This window comes from Streptomyces sp. NPDC004435 (assembly GCF_042873895.1).
In the GTDB taxonomy this organism is placed as follows: Bacteria; Actinomycetota; Actinomycetes; order Streptomycetales; family Streptomycetaceae; genus Streptomyces.
In genome coordinates this window covers 65716-82988 of sequence record NZ_JBIAMB010000018.1, presented here as the reverse complement: position 1 = coordinate 82988, position 17273 = coordinate 65716, and the positions used below count along the sequence as shown (strand labels likewise).

Below are 17273 nucleotides of genomic sequence, written 5' to 3'. Positions count from 1 at the left end.
CGTGACCAAGCGCGACACCACCGACCGCCGGCCGAGGATCCCCCTCGGCCGGCGGCTCCGGCGCGACCGCACCCTCCTCCTGATGACGGTGCCCGCACTCGCCCTCGTCCTCGTCTTCCACTACCTCCCCGTCCTCGGGAACGTCGTCGCCTTCCAGGAGTACGACCCCTACCTCTCCACCAACGGCGTCACCGCCATCCTGGAATCCCCCTGGGTCGGCCTCGCCCACTTCGACCGGGTGCTCACCGACCCCGCCTTCTGGGACGCCGTCGAGAACACCCTCGTCTTCTTCCTCCTCCAGCTGGTGCTCTTCTTCCCCGTCCCCGTCGCCCTCGCCCTGCTCGTGCACAGCCTGCTGCGGCCCCGCGTCCGCGCCCTCGTCCAGGCCGTGCTCTACCTGCCGCACTTCTTCTCCTGGGTCATCGTCATCACCGTCTTCCAGCAGATCTTCGGCGGCGCCGGCATCATCGCCCAGACCCTGCGCGAACACGGCCACGAGGGCTTCGACCTGATGACCGACCCCGCCGTCTTCAAGTTCCTCGTCACCGCCGAGGGCATCTGGAAGGACGCCGGCTGGGGCGTCATCGTCTTCCTCGCCGCGCTCGCCGCCGTCGACCAGTCCCTCTACGAGGCCGCCGCCATCGACGGCGCCGACCGGTGGCGCCGCATGTGGCACGTCACCCTGCCCGCGCTCCGGCCCGTCATCGCCCTGCTCCTCGTCCTGCGCGTCGGAGACGCCCTCACCGTCGGCTTCGAGCAGCTGCTGCTCCAGCGCGACGCCGTCGGACCCGCCGCCGCGGAGGTCCTCGACACCTTCGTCTGGTGGACCGGCCTGCGCAGCCAGGACTTCAGCTACGCCGCGGCGGCCGGCCTGGTCAAGGGCCTCGTCGGCCTCGTGCTCGTCCTCTCCGCGAACAAGGCCGCCCACCTCATGGGCGAACAGGGGGTGTACCGGAAATGACCCTGCACGTCCAGAGCCGGCCCGCGGCTCCGCCCGCCCGCGCCGCCCGCCCCTCCCGGTGGGCGGCGCCCGCCCGGCCCGTCTGGGAGGAAGAACCGACCCGGGCCGGACTCACCGCCAAGGCGGTCCTCCTCGGCGGCGCCTGCCTCGCCGTCCTCTTCCCTCTCTGGATCGTCCTCGTCACCAGCGTCTCCAGCAAGAAGACGATCACCGAGACCGGCGGACTGGTCGTCGTCCCCCGGGACTTCACCCTCATCGCCTACCGCGAGCTGCTGAGCGGCGGCCAGGTCACCCGCGCCGTCCTCGTCAGCCTCGGCGTCACCCTCGCCGGCACGCTCTTCTCGATGACGGTCTCGGTGCTCGCCGCCTACGGACTCTCCCGGCCCGGCTCACTCGCCCACCGGGCCATCCTCTTCACCCTGATGGGCACCATGTTCTTCGGCGCCGGCCTCATCCCCACCTATCTGCTGGTGCAGACCCTCGGCCTCACCGACACCTACCTCGCGCTGATCCTCCCCAGCGCCGTCAGCGTCTTCAACATCCTCGTCCTGCGCGCCTTCTTCATGGGCATCTCGCCCGAACTCACCGACAGCGCCCGCATCGACGGCGCCGGCGACCTGCGCATCCTGTGGACGATCGTGATGCCGCTGTCCCGCGCGGTGATCGCCGTCATCACCCTCTTCTACGCGGTCGGCTACTGGAGCGCCTGGTTCAACGCCTCCCTCTACCTCAACGACCAGGACATGATGCCGCTCCAGAACGTCCTCATCCAGCTCGCCCAGAAACAGGAGATCCCCGTCGGCCTCGGCCAGGCCGTCAAGGCCGGGGACCTGTCGGGGCTCGCCGTCCAGATGGCCGTCATGGTCCTCGCCCTGCTCCCCGTCGCCGTCCTCTCGCCCTTCGTCCAGAAGCACTTCAAGAAGGGCATGCTCACCGGCGCCGTCAAGGGCTGAGCCCGCCCCCACCCCTCCAGGAAGGCCCCATGCCCCGCCTCGACGACCTCACCCGGCCGCCCGGCCGTCCCGCCCGCATCCTCCACGGCGGCGACTGGAACCCCGAACAGTGGCCGGAGGAGACCTGGGCCGAGGACCTGCGGCTGATGCGGCGGGCCGGCGTCACCACCGTCACCCTCGGCGTCTTCTCCTGGGCCCGGCTCGAACCCGAGCCGGGTCGGAGGGACTTCGGCTGGCTCGACCGGCTCATGGACCTCACCCACGCCCACGGCGTCGACGTCGTCCTCGCCACCCCCACCGCCTCCCCGCCGCCCTGGCTCGGCCACCGCCACCCCGAGACCCTGCCGCGCGACGAGGACGGCCGCACCGAATGGTGGGGCTCCCGGCAGCACTTCGCCCACTCCAGCGCCGCCTACCGCCGCCACGCCGCCGCGATCACCGAAGACCTCGCCGCCCGCTACGCCACCCACCCCGCGCTCGTCATGTGGCACATCAACAACGAGTACTGCACCCACGACTGGGGCGACGAGGCCGCCCGCACCTTCCGCACCTGGCTCCAGGACCGGTACGGCACCCTCGACGCCCTGAACACCGCCTGGGGCACCGACTTCTGGAGCCAGCGGTACGCCTCCTGGGCCGAGGTCCTGCCCCCGCGCCGCGCCCACTACCTGCGCAACCCCGCCCACGTCCTCGACTTCCGCCGCTACACCTCCGACCAGCTCCTGGAGTGCTACCGCGCCGAACGCGACATCGTCCGCAAGCACACCCCGCACCTGCCGGTCACCACCAACTTCATGCCCTTCTGGTTTGGGCAGGACGGCTGGGCCTGGGCCGCCGAGGAGGACGTCGTCTCCGTCGACGTCTACCCCGACCCCGCCGACCCCCGCGCCGGCGCCCACGAGAACGCCCTCGTCGCCGACCTCACCCGCGCCCAGGCGGGCGGCGGCCCCTGGATGGTGATGGAACAGGCCGCCGGAGCCGTCAACTGGCGCCCCGTCAACCGGCCCAAACCGGAAGGACTCAACCGGCTCTGGACCCTCCAGGCCGTCGCCCGCGGCGCCGACGCCGTCCACTTCTTCCAGTGGCGCGCCTCCCGCCAGGGCGCCGAGAAGTTCCACTCCGCCATGCTCGGCCACAGCGGCCCGCACGGCCGGGGCTTCCGCGAGACCGTCCGCATCGGCGCCGACCTCGCCCGCCTCGGCCCCCACGTCGCCGGCAGCCGCGTCCCCGACGCCCCCATCGCCCTCCTCCACGACTGGGACTCCTGGTGGGCGGGCCGCCACGAAGGCGCCCTCTCCGCCCACCTCGACCAGGGCGACCTCGTCCGCGCCTGGCACCGCGCCCTCTGGGAGGCCGGACTCCCCGTCACCCTCGCCCACCCCCACCACGACCTCACCACCCACCCCCTCGTCGTCCTCCCGCACCTCTACCTCCTCGACGACCGCTCCCTCACCGCCCTGGAGCGGTACGTCACCGGCGGCGGACACCTCGTCTGCGGCTTCTTCACCGGCGTCGCCGACCCCGACGACCGGATCCGCCCCGGCGGCACGGACGCCCGCCTCCGCACCCTCCTCGGCATCGACCGGATCGACGAGCGCTGGCCCCTCGCCCCCGCCGAGCACACCGACTGCGGCACCTTCCGCGCCACCCTCTGGTCCGAGGAACTGCTCCCCGCCCCCGGCACCGAGACCCTCGCCTCCTACCGGGGCGGCGAACTCGACGGCCGCCCCGCCGTCCTCCGCCACGGCCGCACCCGCTACCTCTCCACCCTCCCCGAACCCGACGCGCTGCGCGCCCTCCTCGCCGAAGCCGCCCGCGAGGCCGGGATCCACCCCGTCCTCGCCGGACTCCCCGACGGCGTCGAGGCCGTCCGCCGCGGCGACCTGCTCTTCCTGCTCCACCACGGGCGCACCCCGGTCACCGTCCGCGTACCGGGCCGCCACCGCGACCTGCTCACCGGCACCACCGTCGACGACACCCTCACGCTCGACCGCTTCGGCGCCGCCGTCCTGGAGGAGCACCCATGAGCGAACCCGTCCCCGAGCCCCCGCACACCCCCGTGCACGGCACGTGGGAACCCGCGCCCGCCGCCCGCTGGGAGGACGCCTTCCTCACCGGCAACGGCCGACACGGGGCCCTGGTGTACGGCGACCCCGCGGACGACCGGGTGATCGTCACCCACCACACCCTCGTACGCCCCCACCACCGTCCCGGCGACACCGACCCGCCCCGCCTCGCCGACCTGCTCCCCGTCCTCCAGGACTCCCTCCTCTCCGGCGACCTCACCGCCGCCGAGACCTTCACCGACGGGCGCCCGCTGCGCTGGATCCAGCCCTTCCACCCCGGCTTCCTCACCCGCGTCCGCGCCGAGCACCCCGGGCCACCACCCGGCACCCGGCGCGAGGCCGACTTCACCACCGGCGTCGTCACCGCCACCTCCGGGGGCCGCACCAGCCGGGTCTTCGCCTCCCGCGCCGACGACGTCCTCGTCCAGTACGTGACGGAGCCGGGGCCCCGGGTCCGCGTCGAACTCGACCACCGCCTCGACGGCGCGCCGCCCGGCCTCGCCGTCGGCCGGGGCGTCGCCACCGCCCACGGCGAGACCCTGCTCACCCTGCGCGCCCGCTACCCCGACTCCACCCTCGGCTACACCGGCACCACCCTCGTCGTCACTGACACCGGCCGCACCACCCTCACCGACCGCGGCATCCGCGCCGAAGGGGCCTCCGGACTCCTCCTGCTCACCCGGGTCCGCCGGCACGACGGCCCGTACGACCCCGCAGAGGAGGCCGCGGCCCTGCGCGCCCTCGCCGGGGAGGACGGCCCCGCCGCCGCGTACGCCCGGCTGCTCCACCGGCACACCGCGCTCCACACCGCCGCGTACCACCGGGTCGCCCTCGACCTCGGCGCGGACCCCGCCGAACGCGCCCTGGCCGGCTCCGCGCTGCTCGCCCGCCCCGCCGGACCCGCCCTCCTGGAACGCCTCTTCGCCGCCGGCCGGTACCACCTGCTCTCCTCGGCCGGCCTGTACCCGCCCCGCCTCTGCGGCCTGTGGACCGGCGACTGGGACACCGCCTGGTCCGGCGGCTTCACCACCGACGCCAACCTCGCCCTCCAGACCGCCTCCGCCGTCGCCGCCGACCTCCCCGAGGTGACCGAGGCCCACCGCACCCTCATCCGGGGCCAGACGGACCACTGGCGGGACAACGCCCGGGCCGTCTTCGGGACCCGGGGCATCACCGCCCCCGCCCACACCGACGGCGAGAACGGCCACACCTACCACTTCGACCGCGCGTACCCCCTCCACCTGTGGACCGCCGCCGCCGACTGGCTCCTCCTCCCGCTCCTCGAAGCGGACGAGGCCGACGGCCGGCACGACCCCTGGCTCACCGGCCTCCTCGGCGAACTCGCCGACTTCTACGAGGACTTCCTCACCCGCACCGGCCCCGACGGCCGGCTCGCCGTCGTCCCCTCCTACTCCCCGGAGAACCGCCCGCGCGGCGGCAGCTGGGGCGCCGTCAACGCCACCATGGACCTCGCCGCCGCCCGCCACGCCCTCACCGCCGCCGCCGACCGCGCCCCCGCCGACCGGGCCGCCCGGCTGCGGGACCTCGCCGACCGCCTGCCGCCCTACCGCGTCAACGCCGACGGCGCCCTCGCCGAATGGGCCTGGCCCGGCCTCGGCGACCGCTACGACCACCGGCACCTCAGCCATCTCTACCCGGTCTGGCCGCTCGACGCGATCACCCCGTACGACACCCCCGGCCTCGCCCGCGCCGCCGCCCGCGCCCTCGCCCTGCGCGGCAGCGAGAACGACTCCGCCCACGGCCACCTCCACCAGGGGCTCATCGCCGCCCGCCTCGGTGACGCCGGGCGCACCGGCGACGCCCTCCGGCGGGTCCTCCGCGGCGACTACTTCCACGCCTCCCTGATGAGCGCCCACTACCCGAAGCGCGACGTCTACAACGCCGACGCCGCCCACGCCCTGCCCGCGCTCCTGATCGAGGCGCTGGTCCGCTCCACCCCCGACCGGCTCGTCCTGCTGCCCGCGCCGCCGCCCGGACTCTGCGCCCGGGGCCGGATCACCGGCGTCCGCACCCGCTTCGGCGCCCGGATCGACCTGACCTGGGCCCCGGGGGAGTACACGGCGGTGCTGCGCCCCGACCGCGACGCCGCGATCGAGCTGTGCGTCCCCGACGGCCGGCGGCCGCTGACCCTGCGGGCCGGGGCGGAGCGCGTACTCCTCAGTCCGGGAGCCGGCGGGCCGGCGGCGGACCCGAACTCTCCCGGACGGTCAGCACCGGGGTGAGGAGTTCGACCCCGGTGGCGTCCGGGCCGTCCGGCGAGGTCAGCCGGGCGAACAGCCGCTCCACCGCCCGCCGGCCCAGCTCCTGCGCCGGGATCGCCACCGAGGTGAGCGGCACCGACGCCCGCTCGGACACCGCCTCGGGGCAGACCGCCACCACGGACACGTCCTCCGGGACCGCCCGGCCGGTCCGTCGCAGCAGGGCGAGCAGCGGCTCCACCGCCGTCTCGTTCTGCACCACGAAGGCACTGACCGACGGGCGTTCGTCGAGGATCCGGGCGAGCACCCCGGCGACCGCGTCGTGACTGCCGTCGCACGGCCGGTGCAGCAGCCCGACGCCCAGCAGGGCGGCCCGCTCGCGCAGCCCGCCGAGGGTCCTCTCGGCGAAGCCGGTGTGCCGGGCGTACACCCCGGGGGAGCCGCCGACGACGGCGATCTCCCGGTGCCCGAGCCCGGCCAGGTGCTCCACGCAGAGCGCCCCGGCGGCGGCGAAGTCGAGGTCCACGCAGTTCAGTCCGGCCGGGTCGGCGGGCAGTCCGACCAGCACCGCCGGCGGCGCGGCCCCCCGGAGCACCGGCAGCCGTCCGTCGTCGAGCTGCACGTCCATGAGGATCACGGCCTCCGCGAGTCCGCTGCCGGTGACCCGGCGCAGCGCGGACGGCCCCTCCTCGCCGGTCAGCAGCAGGACGTCGTAGCCGTGCGCGCGGGCCGTGGTGGCGACGGCGACCGCGATCTCCAGCATGACCGGCACGTACACGTCGGTGCGCAGCGGCACCATCAGCGCGATGATCCGCGACCGGCTGCTCGCGAGCGCCCGGGCCCCGGCGTGCGGCTGGTAGCCGAGCCGCTCGATGCTGTCCCGCACCCGCCGCCGGGTGAGGTCGGAGATGGGCCGCTTGCCGCTGAGGACGTAGCTCACCGTGCTGGCCGACACCCCGGCGTGCCGGGCGACCTCGGCAAGCGTGACCATCCGATCTCCCCGCGCGCGGCCCTGTGGTGAATCGCTTCGACACAGTCGTCGAAAAGGTGCTTCGACGGCTCAGCGAGACGGTAACGCGGGGGAGTTGACGTGTCCAGACTGGAGGCGGGGAAAGATCGAAGCGCTTCGACGAGTGACCCTCACCCCGGGCTGACCGAACCGTTCAGTCTTGACAGTGAACTGATCGGTGTAGTTCCTTCTGGTGGCGAAGAGGAACGGGGCGAGGAGCGGGACGAGGGAGGCGGCGAGATGTTCGCGGTGGTGTACCGGTGGCGGGTGCGGCCGGGGCGGGAGCAGCAGCTCATGGACGGCTGGCACCGGGTGGCCCTGGCGATCCACCAGGAATGCGGCAGCTACGGCTCCCGGCTCCACCGGGCGGACGACGGAAGCTGGGTGGCGTACGCCCGCTGGCCCGACCGGGAGACGCGGGAGAGATGCGGGACCCCCGACCCCGAGGGCGAGGCGATGATGCGCGAGGCGATCGCCGAGTACTTCCCCGAGACCCGCCTCGCCCTCGTCGACGACCTGCTCGCCGAGCCGGACACCGACTGAGCGGTGGCCGCGCGGGGTGCGGTCAGGACGTGCCGGTCTCCCCGGCCGGCTTGCGCAGCACCTCGGTGAGGGCGGCGATGCTGTCCTTGCCGTGCCCGGCCTCGGCGGCCCGCCGTACGAGCTCGTGCAGCGGCGCCAGCCAGGCGGTGTCGACCCCGGTCTCCTCCTCCAGCGCCGCGTCGTGCGCGGTGCCGGCGAGGAAGAGGTCGACCGAGGACTCGCCGGCGCTGTAGTCGCGCCGGTCGATCTCGTCGGCGAACACCGGCAGCAGTTCCTTGGTCATGTCGAGCAGCCGGCCCGTGAAGCCCACCATGCTCGCGGCCGTCCGGCCCCGTGCCTGGAGGGCGGCGGCGCCCTGGAAGAAGCCGACGAGCGCGGGCAGCAGGGTGGCGCCCACCGCCATCTCGTACAGCGCCGCCAGATCGGCCTCCTCGCCCAGGTGGACCGTGTCCCCTCCCAGTGCCCGAAGGGCCGGCGCGTGCGCGTCGAAGGCCGCCCGCTCGCCGCCGTAGGTGAGGAGGGTGCCCGGGGATCCGACCGCCGACGGTACGTCGAGCACGGCCCCGGCCAGGAACCGCGCCCCGTGCCCGGCCGCCCACAGGGCGGTGTCCCGGGCCTCGGCGGGCGCCCCGCTGTTGAGGGTCACCAGGGTCCGGCCGGAGAGTTCGGGCCCGGCGGCGTCGAGGGCGGCCCGGGTGGCATCGAAGGTCGTGAGGCAGGTGACGACCAGGGGGCTCGCCCTCAGGGCCTCGGCCGGTGTCGCGGCGACCTCCGCGCCGCGCTCCGCGAGCGGCGCGGCCCGCTCCGGGGTCCTGTTCCAGACGGTCGTCGGGTGACCGGCGGCGAGGAAGGCCGACGCGAGGGCACTGCCCATCGATCCGAGGCCGATCACGGTGACGGGTGTGCGGTGCTGCTCGGGCATGCCCAACTCCCAGGTGCGCGTGGTGGATCGGGGCGTGAACCCTGCTGCTCAGGAGCCCCGCGACCATCGTGCGAGACCCCGTAGATTGGATCAAGTACCGACATTTCTGTCCGGTACGCACAGGAATGTATGTGCAGCATCGGAGGGCGGGGGCGGTATGGACGGACGGAAGTACACCTGCGGACTGGACGCGGCCATGGCGGTCATGGGAGGGAAGTGGAAAGGGCTCGTCCTCTTCGTGCTGGGTGAACAGCCCCTGCGCTTCGGCGCGTTACGCCGCGCCGTGCCGGGCATCAGTGAGCGGATCCTCATCCTCCAGCTCAAGGAGATGGCGGCGAGCGGACTGGTCCACCGTGAGGTGCACGAGCAGGTGCCGCCGAAGGTCGTCTACTCGCTCACCCCCTTCGGGCACTCGCTGAACTCCGCCCTCGCTCCGCTCGGCGCGTGGGGCGAGGAGCATCTGGAGGAGATCGAGCGGTTGCCCTGACGGTCCCGTCGCCGCCCGGCGGGACTCGCCCGCCACGGCGAGGCGGGTGGGCGGTCCGGGGGCGTGGGAGCCGGCCGTGGAGCCCGGGCGCGACGGCCAGGACCGCGTCCGCCTGGGCGGCCGAGGCCCTTCGGAAGGCGCTCCGCGGCTCGGCGGTGGTCCAGCCGGCGTGGACGCCGTCCACGGCGGGCTCAGCGGGCTCGGCTGGCTCGGCGCCGGCCGACCGGGACGCGCACCGGTCGATGCCGGCCGCGCCCTCCGCGACCGGCTCGAACTCTCCGAACGCGGAGCCCGGTTCCGCCGCGCGGGTCGCGCCCGCTCGGCCCGCTCGGCCCGCTCGGCCCGCGTGGGCCGCGTGGCCCGCGTGGTCCGCGGGCCGAGCGCGACCCGCGCCAGCCCGCCAGCCGCTGCCAAACCAACGCCGGGAGCGCACGCGACGCCGCGCGGCCGCGGTCCGTCAGCGGACGCCGAGCAGGTGCTCCAGGGCCAGCTGGTCGAGGCGCTCGAAGGCCATCGAGCGCGCGGCGACCGCTTCCGCGTCGAAGGTCTCGTACGCGGTCGGGTCGGCCAGCAGCTCCGCCAGGCCCCCGGCGGCGGTCGGCACGGCCAGTTCCGGCAGCCGGGACGCGGCCAGAGCGTCCCGGACCTCCGGATCGGCGCGGAAGCCGGCCGCCCGCTCCTTGAGGAGCAGGTAGTTCCGCATGCAGTTCCTCGCCGACTCCCAGACGCCGTCGAAGCCGTCGGTGCGCACCGGCTTGAAGTCGAAGTGGCGCGGGCCGGTGTAGCCGGCCGTCTCCAGCAGGTCCACCAGCCAGAACGCCTGGCGCAGGTCGCCCGCGCCGAACCGGAAGTCCTGGTCGTACTTGATGCCGGACTGCCCGTTGAGGTCGATGTGGAAGAGCTTGCCCGCCCACAGCGCCTGCGCGATGCCGTGCGGGAAGTTCAGGCCGGCCATCTGCTCATGGCCCGTCTCCGGGTTCACGCCGACCAGTTCGGGCCGCTCCAGGTGCTCGATGAAGGCGAGGGCGTGGCCGATCGTGGGGAGCAGGATGTCGCCGCGCGGCTCGTTCGGCTTCGGCTCGATCGCGAAGCGGAGCTCGTACCCCTGCTCGGTGACGTACTGCCCCAGCAGGTCGAACGCCTCCTTCATCCGGTCGAGCGCCACCCGCACGTCCTTCGCCGCGCCGGACTCGGCGCCCTCGCGCCCGCCCCAGGCGACGTACACCTCCGCGCCGAGCTCGACGGCCAGGTCGATGTTCCGGATCGTCTTGCGCAGCGCGAAGCGGCGCACGTCCCGGTCGTTGGCGGTGAAGGCGCCGTCCTTGAAGACCGGGTGGGTGAAGAGGTTGGTGGTGGCCATGGGCACCTTCAGGCCCGTGCGGTCGAGGGCGTCCCGGAAGCGCTTCACCACGGCCTCGCGCTCCGCCTCGGGCGCGCCGAAGGGGATCAGGTCGTCGTCGTGGAAGGTGACGCCGTACGCCCCGAGGCCGGCCAGCCGCTCGACCGACTCGACCGGGTCCAGGGCGGGCCGGGTCGCGTCGCCGAAGGGGTCGCGGCCCTGCCATCCGACGGTCCAGAGGCCGAAGGTGAAACGGTCCTCGGGGGTGGGGGAGAAACGCTCGGGCATGGTGGACGCCTCTCTGGCGAACGGATTTGTTTTCTGAGATAACTAATACGCCACCGGTGCCCGGCGGCGCCAGAGCAGGGACCGAGGGAAAGAGGTGAGGGCGTGCCCGTCAGCCGCTCCGTCGTGATCGGCGTGGACAGCTCCACGCAGTCCACCAAGGCCGTCGCCGTCGACGCCGCCACCGGCGAACTCCTCGGCCTCGGCCGCGCCCCGCACACCGTCACCGGCACCGGAGGCGCCCGCGAGAGCGACCCCGAGGAGTGGTGGACGGCCCTGGTCACCGCCGTCCGCACGGCGATCCGCGCGTCCGGTGCCGCACCCGAGGCCGTCACCGGCCTCGCCGTCGCCGGCCAGCAGCACGGCCTCGTGGTGCTCGGCGCGGGCCACCGGCCGCTGCGCCCCGCCCTCCTCTGGAACGACACCCGCTCCGCCCCCCAGGCCGCCGTCCTCACCGACCGTCTCGGCGGCCCGAAGGCGTGGCTCGACCGCACGGGCTCCGTCCCCGTCGCCTCCATGACGGCCGCCAAGTGGCAGTGGCTGCGCGAGCACGAGCCCCGCCACGCCGAGGCCGCCACCGCCGTCCGCCTCCCGCACGACCTGCTCACCGAACGCCTCTCCGGCGAGGCCGTCACCGACCCCGGCGACGCCTCCGGCACCTGCTGGTACGCCACCGCCGACGGCGCCTACGACCCCGCCCTCCTCGACCTCCTCGGCCTCGACCCCGCCCGGCTCCCGGCCGTCGCCCCCACCGGAGCCACCCCCGCAGGCCGGCTCACCGCCGCCGCCGCCGAGGCCCTGGGCCTGCCCCGTGCGGTCACCGTCGCCGCCGGCACCGGCGACAACATGGCCGCCGCCGTCGGCCTCGGCCTCGGCTCCGCCGGACTCCTCGACCACCCCGTCGTCAGCCTCGGCACCTCCGGCACCGTCTTCGCCGCCACCCGCACCCGCCCCGCCGACCCCGCCCTCGCCGGCTTCGCCGCCACCGACGGCGGCTACCTCCCGCTCGGCTGCACCCTCAACTGCACCCTGGCCGTCGACCGGTTCGCCGCCCTCCTCGGCCTCGACCGCGAGGACGCCCTGCCCGGCGGCGAGACCGTCGTCCTGCCGTACCTGGACGGCGAGCGCACCCCCGACCTCCCCGCCGCCTCCGGCCTGCTCACCGGCCTCCGCCACACCACCGACCCGCGCTCCGTCCTCGGCGCCGCCTACGAGGGCGCCGCCTTCACCGTCCTGCGCGCCCTCGACGGCCTCCTCGCCGCCTGCGGCCTCGACCCCGCCGACCCGGCCGTGCGCGACCGCCCGCTGCGCCTCGTCGGCGGCGGCGCCCGCGGCCGGACCTGGACCGACACCGTCCGCCGCCTCTCCGGCCGCCCCCTCGTCGTCCCCGCCGCCGATGAACTCGTCGCCCTGGGCGCCGCCGCCCTCGCCGCGGGCGCCGCCACCGGCGAGGACCCCGTCGCCGTCGCCACCGCCTGGGACACGGGCGCGGGCACGGCCCTGCCGCCCGTCGCCCGCGACGAGGAGACCTGGCACCGGATCGAGGAGGTACTGGCCGGGGCGACGCCGACGCTGTTGTCATAGGCGGCCGTTACCGTGGGCCTTCCACGATCCCGGGAGAGTCGCCGGGATCCGCGAAGGGCAGGTGCCGATCCATGCGCACGACGGAGCCGAAGGAAGCCCGCATCGAGGACGCGGGCAACATCCTGGTCGCCCCCGAGGCGTCGCACGGCGACGACGTGGTCGGGGACTTCTTCGGCTCCGTCGTCACACCGGAGGGGCTGGCCTCCGTGCCCGACCTCGCGGGCAGGACCGTCTACCTGTACGGCGACACCACCGGTGTCGACCCCCGCCGACTGGCCTCGGCCGAGCGGGTGTTCGTCGTGCGGGAGCCGTCAGGGGGAGACGGCGCGGACGGCGGCGGACCGTGGACCTCCGTCGGCGCCGGCCGCGTCCCCGCTCGCGTCCACGGCGCCGGTGTCTACTACCGCCGCTTCTTCGAGCCCGGTGACGGCCACTTCGGGCGGATCCGCGAGGAGCACGCGTTCCAGACGCTGACGGAGTCCACCAAGCCGGGGACGGCCCGTCGCAGCGGCATCTACCTCACGCCCGTCACCCGCGACGGCGACGCCCTCCACTTCCGCCTGCTCCGCTGCTCCACGAACCTCTCGGGCCCGACCGAGAGCTTCCGTCCGACCGACACGCAGATCGTCGACGCCCTGAACCGCGAGGCCGCCGCCGTCTTCCGCGACCACGCGCCGCTCAACCACGTCCTGGCCCAGACCTACCACAACACCCCCGCCACGGAAGGGCGCAAGCAGTCCAAGGCGAAGATCTCCTCCCATGCCGACAAGACCAAGGACATGCCCGTCGACGGCATCATGGCCTTCTGCACCTTCTACGACGGGCTCGACCGGCTGGAGCCCCTGGCGGGAGACGCCTTCGACCGCGGCGTGAAGGGGATCAGCGGACTGACCCGACTCCACTTCCGCCTCAAGGACCCGGCCGCCGCCCAACTCCACGGGACCGCGCTCCCCGCGCAGTTCACCCTGACCCTCCACCCCGGGTCCGTGTTCTTCATGCCGCTGTCCACGAACCGCCTCTACACGCACGAGATCAGGCCCTCGGCGCTGGACGCGGCCCTGCTCCCGACCCGCCTGGGCTACGTGGTGCGGTGTTCGAGCGCCGAAGCCGTCCACCGGGACGGCCGCACCTTCCTCAAGAGGGCGGGAGGGCTGGTGGAGCTCGGGCCGCCCACACCGGACGGCATGGACGAACTCCGCGGGCTGTACGCCGAGGAGAACAGGACCTCGTCCTTCATCGACTACGGCGACGCGTTCCTCTTCAGCATGAACACGGGAGACTACCTTGCCCCCCGCGCCTGACCTCCGGGACCGGATCCTCACCCGCGCCCTGCCCGCGCAGGAGAACCCCTTCGCCGAACTGGCCGCTTCGGTGCGCTGGGAGGACGTCGGCAAGGGCCGCCGCGGCGCCGTGCTGACCAGAGTCGACCAGGACGGCGGCGTGCCGCTCGTCCGCACGACCACCCGGTACGCCACCCCGGCGCAGCGCTTCCGGCCGGCGCACGACCGGCTCGCCCGCCGGATCCAGGAACTCATCGGGAGCCCGGCCGCCTTCGACAACGCCCTCGCCGAGACGTACACGAACGCCTACACGACCATGGGCGCCCACTCCGACCAGGCCCTCGACCTGGCCGAAGGGTCGTTCATCGCCGTCTACTCCTGCTACGAGCACCCCGAGGCGGGCCCGCCGAGAAAGCTGGTCTTCGAAGCGAAGGAGCCCGGCGCCGAGAGCTTCGAGCTCCCTCTCACCCACCACAGCGCCGTCGCCTTCTCCGTCGACTCCAACCGACTGCTCCGGCACCGGATCGTCCTGGACGCGGCGGGACGGGCGGCGGAGAACCAGTGGCTGGGCCTCACCTTCCGCACCTCGAAGACCACCGTCCGGTTCCGCGACGGGCACGCCCACCTCCCGGACGGCACCCGCCTCGCTCCGGCCGACGACGAGCAGCGGCGCGCGTTCTACCGGCTGCGCCGCCGCGAGAACCAGGAGACGGACTTTGCGTACCCCCCGCTGGCCCACACCGTCAGCGAGAGCGACCTGATGCCACCGGTCTGACCCGTCCGGCCCCGCACCGGTCCGACCCGTCCGCCGCCGCACCGACTGGCGACCCTCCCCGGACCCGGGCGACCATGGTGACGGAACGACCCGTTCGGGGGCCGCACGCCCGGGAGGCGCCGTGGCACACACCAGCGGATCAGGGGCACGCTCCGGCGGGACGGACGTGCTCGTCGTCGGCGCGGGGCCGGTCGGGCTGACGGCCGCCCTGGAACTGCGGCGCCAGGGCGTCGCCTGCCGGATCGTCGACCGGCTCCCCGAGCGCCTGCCGTACGCCAAGGCGGTCGGCGTCCAGCCCCGCACGCTGGAGGTGTGGGACCGGATGGGCGTGGTCAGGGCCGCACTGGAGGCGGCCGTGCCGATGCGCGGGCAGTACGTGTACGTCGACGGCGCCGAGCGCGGCCGCTACGACCTGGTGCTCCCGCCGGAGGTGCCGTACGGCTTCGCCGCCCTGCCGCAGTACGAGACCGAGCGGCTGCTGGAGGAGGCCCTGGCCCGCCACGGCACCCGCATCGAACGCGGCACCGCCCTCGACGGCTTCACCCAGGACCCGGACGGGGTCACCGCCCTCCTCACCGACGCCGCCGGCACCCGGGAGGAGCTGCGGACCGGCTACCTGGTCGGGTGCGACGGCGCCCACAGCACCGTCCGCAAGGGTCTCGGACTCGCCTTCGAGGGCGGCGCCTTCCCGGAGGAGTACATGCTCGGCGACGTGGAGGTCGACTGGGACCTCCCCGAGGGGTACGGCCTGCGCTCGATGCACCTCGACGGCGACGGCGCCGTCGACGACGTCCTCGTCTGCATCCCGCTGCCCGGCCGCCGCCGCTACCGGATGTCGATGCGCGTGCCGCCCGGACTCTCCGCCCGGAACACGGACACGGACACGGACACGGCCGGCCACGTCGCGCACGGGCTCGACGGCGGCACCGCGCCCGGCCTCGCCGACATCCAGGCCGTCCTCGACCGCCTCTCCCCGCAGCGCACCACCGCCTCGGCGCTCCGCTGGGCCTCGGTCTTCCGGATCAGCCACCGCATCGTCGACCGGTACGGCGAGGGCCGGGTCTTCGTCGCGGGCGACGCGGCCCACATCCACCCGCCGACCGGCGCCCAGGGCATGAACACCGGCATCCAGGACGCCTACAACCTCGCCTGGAAGCTCGCCCTCGCCGTCGACGGAGCCGCCTCCGCAGGGCTGCTCGCCAGCTACGACGCCGAGCGCCGCCCGGTCGGCGAGGAGGTCGTCGGCCGCACCGTCCGGCACGCCACGGGCGGCGGCGTACAGGCCGACCCGGAGGACCCGGAGACCCTGATGCTCCGCGAGGCGCAGCTGCTCGTCGGCTACCGGGGCAGCCCGGTCGTGGACCCGCCCGGCGACGGCCCCGGACCCCGGCCCGGGGACCGCGCCCCCGACTGCGGCGGCCTCACCGGCCCCATCGCCACGTACCCCGTCCGCCTCTTCGACGTCCTCCGCGACCGCCGCACCGTGCTCCTGCTGTACGGGACGGGGTACGGCTCCGGCGGCGTCGCCGCCCGCGACGAGCTGGCCTCGACGGCCTGGCGCGCCACCGGCGGCCGCGTCGACGTCTGCGCGATCCGCCCGCCGGACGGGCCGCCCGGCGCCGGTCCGCTCTCCGCCCACCGGGACACCGGAGGCGAGTTCGCCGCCCGGTACGCGGTCGAGGGGGACCGGCCGACCGCCTTCGTCGTCCGCCCCGACGGCTGCCTGGGCGCCCGCCTCACCGACCCCGACCCGGCCCGCCTGGCCGCGCACCTGGCCCGGGTCTTCGCAGCCCCCGACAGCGCCTCCTAGGACTTGGACGCGCCGCGGTCCCTCTCGTCCTTCCGGGCCTTCCGCTCGCGCGGGCGGTCGGCCTCCGCCGTGGCGAACTCCGCCGCCGCCGCGTAGGTCTCCGGGACCGTGAACAGGGCCGCCACACCACGGGCCGCCGCGCCCGTCGCCCGGACCACCGCCTCCGCCAGTTCCTCCACCATCACGGCCCCCTCGTCCCTCGGTAGTACGTCCTGCCTCACCCCTACTGACGTGCGGAGACGTCGGAGGGTTGAGCGGGCGGCGCGGATTTCGCCGTGGTGACGAAGGCACGTACCCGATCGTGGTCCTTCACGCCGGGAGCCGACTCGACACCACTGGAGACGTCGACGCCCCAGGGACGGGCGGCGGCGATCGCCTCGGCGACGTTCCCGGGGGCGAGACCGCCCGCGAGGAGCCAGCGGCCCTCCGGCCGGGCCGCCTCCAGGAGCGAGAGGTCCCAGCGCGAGCCCGAGCCCGCCTTCGGCGAGTCGAGCAGCAGGATCTCCTCGCCCAGCGCGCCCACGCGGGTGTCGGGCCCGTCGGCGAGCGCGGTCGCCCGCCAGAGGCGCGGGAAGACCGCGGCGGCGGCCTCGAACTCCGCGCGGCCGTAGCCGCGGCCGTGCAGCTGGAGCGCGTCGAAGCCCAGGTCGGCCGCGATCCGGGCCGCCTCGGCGGCCGGGGTGTCGTTGACGACGAGGACCGACACCACAGCGGCCGGCACGTGCGCGACGAGCGCCGGCACCCGGTCCCGGGCGAGCCCCCGGACGCTGGTCCCGCTGATCACCAGGCCGATCGCGTCCGCGCCCGCCTCGGCGGACACATCGATGTCGGCGGTCGTGGCGAGCCCGCACACCTTGACGAACACTCTGTCGCTCCTCTGCTCCCGTCCCGGCGCCGCCGAGCCTACTGACCCGCTCCGGCGGCGTCGATCCGCCGCCCCCTGCGCGTGGGAGGGCGGGGGCGGACGGGGGGACCGGCGGAGGACGTGCGGGGGTTCGGACGACCCGGCGGATCATTTCTGTCCGAGCGAAAAGGGCGAC

Annotated in this window: 15 protein-coding genes; 10 read left to right on the top strand and 5 right to left on the bottom strand. The window is 74.6% G+C overall.

Annotated features, from left to right (window positions below; genetic code table 11):
• The first annotated feature begins 1 nt into the window (after position 1).
• Genes ACFYT9_RS28840 through ACFYT9_RS28825 form a run of 4 tightly spaced genes read left to right on the top strand, consistent with a single transcriptional unit; the run spans position 2 to position 6223 of the window.
• The gene (locus ACFYT9_RS28840; protein WP_389168606.1) at positions 2–961 is read left to right on the top strand and encodes an ABC transporter permease; all 960 of its coding nucleotides are present in this window, start codon (positions 2–4) and stop codon (positions 959–961) included.
• On the top strand, positions 958–1914 hold the full coding sequence (locus ACFYT9_RS28835; protein WP_389168604.1) for a carbohydrate ABC transporter permease: 957 nt from the start codon (positions 958–960) through the stop codon (positions 1912–1914). Before ACFYT9_RS28840 ends, ACFYT9_RS28835 begins: the two co-directional genes overlap by 4 nt.
• A 29-nt stretch (positions 1915–1943) precedes the next feature.
• Positions 1944–3941, top strand: a complete 1998-nt coding sequence (locus ACFYT9_RS28830; protein ID WP_389168602.1) for a beta-galactosidase — start codon at positions 1944–1946, stop codon at positions 3939–3941.
• Entirely contained in the window at positions 3938–6223 is a 2286-nt protein-coding gene (locus ACFYT9_RS28825; RefSeq protein WP_389168600.1) for a glycoside hydrolase N-terminal domain-containing protein, read from the top strand. The genes ACFYT9_RS28830 and ACFYT9_RS28825 overlap by 4 nt, the downstream gene beginning before the upstream one ends.
• Here the strand turns inward: ACFYT9_RS28825 and ACFYT9_RS28820 are convergent.
• Positions 6159–7190: a LacI family DNA-binding transcriptional regulator gene (locus tag ACFYT9_RS28820; RefSeq protein WP_389168599.1), complete on the bottom strand. Its 1032-nt coding sequence runs from the start codon at positions 7188–7190 to the stop codon at positions 6159–6161. The two genes, ACFYT9_RS28825 and ACFYT9_RS28820, sit on opposite strands and share 65 nt — an antisense overlap.
• 258 nt (positions 7191–7448) lie before the next feature.
• Between ACFYT9_RS28820 and ACFYT9_RS28815 the strand changes: the two genes are divergently transcribed.
• Complete coding sequence (locus tag ACFYT9_RS28815; protein ID WP_389168597.1) at positions 7449–7751, top strand: antibiotic biosynthesis monooxygenase; 303 nt, start codon at positions 7449–7451, stop codon at positions 7749–7751.
• A 22-nt stretch (positions 7752–7773) separates the two neighbouring features.
• Here ACFYT9_RS28815 and ACFYT9_RS28810 read toward each other — a convergent pair whose 3' ends face one another.
• Positions 7774–8673, bottom strand: a complete 900-nt coding sequence (locus ACFYT9_RS28810) for an NAD(P)-dependent oxidoreductase (protein WP_389168596.1) — start codon at positions 8671–8673, stop codon at positions 7774–7776.
• Between the two features lie 157 nt (positions 8674–8830).
• On the opposite strand from ACFYT9_RS28810, the gene ACFYT9_RS28805 reads away from it, so the two are divergent.
• Complete coding sequence (locus ACFYT9_RS28805; RefSeq protein ID WP_389168594.1) at positions 8831–9160, top strand: winged helix-turn-helix transcriptional regulator; 330 nt, start codon at positions 8831–8833, stop codon at positions 9158–9160.
• Between the two features lie 457 nt (positions 9161–9617).
• On the opposite strand, the gene xylA is transcribed toward ACFYT9_RS28805, so the two are convergent.
• Complete coding sequence (gene xylA, locus ACFYT9_RS28800) at positions 9618–10787, bottom strand: xylose isomerase (protein ID WP_389168593.1); 1170 nt, start codon at positions 10785–10787, stop codon at positions 9618–9620.
• A gap of 102 nt (positions 10788–10889) precedes the next feature.
• Here xylA and xylB point away from each other — a divergent pair, with 102 nt between their 5' ends.
• The 4 genes from xylB (at position 10890) to ACFYT9_RS28780 (ending at position 16233) form a co-directional block, all read left to right on the top strand.
• A complete protein-coding gene (xylB, locus tag ACFYT9_RS28795; protein ID WP_389168591.1) occupies positions 10890–12368 on the top strand; it encodes a xylulokinase in 1479 nt (492 codons plus the stop codon).
• Positions 12369–12439: 71 nt separating this feature from the next.
• Positions 12440–13669 carry a hypothetical protein gene (locus ACFYT9_RS28790; RefSeq protein WP_389168589.1) on the top strand — a complete coding sequence of 410 codons (1230 nt, stop codon included), beginning with the start codon at positions 12440–12442 and terminating at the stop codon, positions 13667–13669.
• Complete coding sequence (locus tag ACFYT9_RS28785; RefSeq protein WP_389168588.1) at positions 13653–14423, top strand: hypothetical protein; 771 nt, start codon at positions 13653–13655, stop codon at positions 14421–14423. The genes ACFYT9_RS28790 and ACFYT9_RS28785 overlap by 17 nt, the downstream gene beginning before the upstream one ends.
• Positions 14424–14544: 121 nt before the next feature.
• Complete coding sequence (locus tag ACFYT9_RS28780; RefSeq protein ID WP_389168586.1) at positions 14545–16233, top strand: FAD-dependent monooxygenase; 1689 nt, start codon at positions 14545–14547, stop codon at positions 16231–16233.
• On the opposite strand, the gene ACFYT9_RS28775 is transcribed toward ACFYT9_RS28780, so the two are convergent.
• Positions 16230–16415 carry a hypothetical protein gene (locus ACFYT9_RS28775; protein ID WP_387280387.1) on the bottom strand — a complete coding sequence of 62 codons (186 nt, stop codon included), beginning with the start codon at positions 16413–16415 and terminating at the stop codon, positions 16230–16232. The two genes, ACFYT9_RS28780 and ACFYT9_RS28775, sit on opposite strands and share 4 nt — an antisense overlap.
• A gap of 41 nt (positions 16416–16456) precedes the next feature.
• Positions 16457–17098 (bottom strand): phosphoribosylanthranilate isomerase, encoded by a 642-nt coding sequence (locus ACFYT9_RS28770; protein WP_389168584.1) that lies wholly within the window; start codon positions 17096–17098, stop codon positions 16457–16459.
• Positions 17099–17273: the final 175 nt, after the last annotated feature.